This window comes from Bartonella sp. AP9QHHD (genome assembly GCF_042195625.1).
Taxonomy (GTDB): domain Bacteria; phylum Pseudomonadota; class Alphaproteobacteria; order Rhizobiales; family Rhizobiaceae; genus Bartonella.
Map to the genome: position 1 here is coordinate 1 of NZ_JBHIOP010000092.1, position 1,439 is coordinate 1,439.

Consider the following 1,439-nt stretch of genomic DNA (forward strand, 5'->3'; position numbering starts at 1 on the left):
AGAAATTTTATTAAAGGCTACTTATCCACAGCCTATGACATGAGGTAAAATCAGCAAAATAGTGAATTTTGCTGTTCGTTTTATGGAAAAAAGACAAATTTGATATGTGCTTTTAAGATATCAGAATGTATGTTTTGATAGGCTTTTATTGCTTGCTTTGTAAGAAAGATAAAAAGCATATACCCCCCCTATACCCCCAAAACCCCTACAAAACCTATGCTATAAGTTGAATTTACAGGTTGTAATGTTGATATAGATTGTTTTTTGAAAAGTTGATAAAAATTAACATATTGAAATATAATGACTTTTATTTTGATTTTTAAAATATATAAAGAGGGGAATAAAAAGCACCTCCAAAACCCCCAAAACCTCCAAAACCAATAGATGGGAAATGTTTTGAAGGTTTCATTTTATGAATACATAAGTTATATGTTTTATTGGAATTTAAAATTCATTCATTGAAATGTTTTATGACTTTTCACTAAGGGGTGCCATTCATAACGTATGGTAGGTCGACCGCCTTGGGAGTTATTCTCTCCAGAGATTTCACGAATATAGTTACAACGACATAAAAGCTCTAAAGCTTGCTTAACGGTTTGATTGTCTGTTAAACATTTCCAATCACGTTTATAAACATCCCGTGCAGTAAAAACATTAGGTAAATAATCACAGCGCTTGACAAGCAAGTTTGCACTTTCTGTTGCTAATGTATCATGCGCCGCATAAAGACGTTTGGCATGACTTAACAGATATTTTTCCCAATACAAGGCTCTCTCAAGAGCATTTCTATTGATTTCAAAACGACCCCCTTCGGTCAATTCAAAAATCAACGCAAGTGTTGGTATGGTTTTATCCATTTTCAAAAGATACGATTGTAAATTTGTAGAGAAATGACCACTATTTATTTTTTTCTGAAAATTTTCCCACCATACACGAAACATTTCTTGAGCTTCAGCAGAAAAGCGTATGGTAATAGGGTGTTTTGGTGAGCCTAACGGTTTATCATAAAGAGAACGAAAGACCCCTTGATAGCTTTCCCATACCTTTTGATTGGGAGGTCTATCCGTCCATAACCGCTTTTTTCGTTCGTCGGGCCATACAATCATTTGAAATCGTTGCATGAAACCATCATCATTTATTCCATGGCACATGGCTTGAATAATGGGAATAATGCGTGAGGGTTGAATGCCCCCAATAATGGAAATGGTTGCATTGGGAATATGAATGGTTCCACGTTCAATACGGTCATAGGTGTATGACGTATTGCCATTAAAAGCTGTTAGATAAAAGGCACGGTCTGTTTGGTATTCCTTTCTTTCCATATTAGCTAAAAACCCAGCCAATTCATCTCGTACCATCAAGAGACCACGGGGGTTTTCTTTTAACAATTCCCCAAGCTTTTCGACGGTCACATCGTTGACAATAAGACGTCGTTTATT

Annotated in this window: 1 protein-coding gene; it reads right to left on the reverse strand. The window is 35.6% G+C overall.

Going from position 1 to position 1,439, the window contains the following annotated elements:
• Positions 1–455 precede the first annotated feature (455 nt).
• Positions 456–1,439 (reverse strand): DUF3987 domain-containing protein (locus ACFIK4_RS08155; RefSeq protein ID WP_375675723.1); only part of this gene is annotated, 984 nt, incomplete at its 5' end.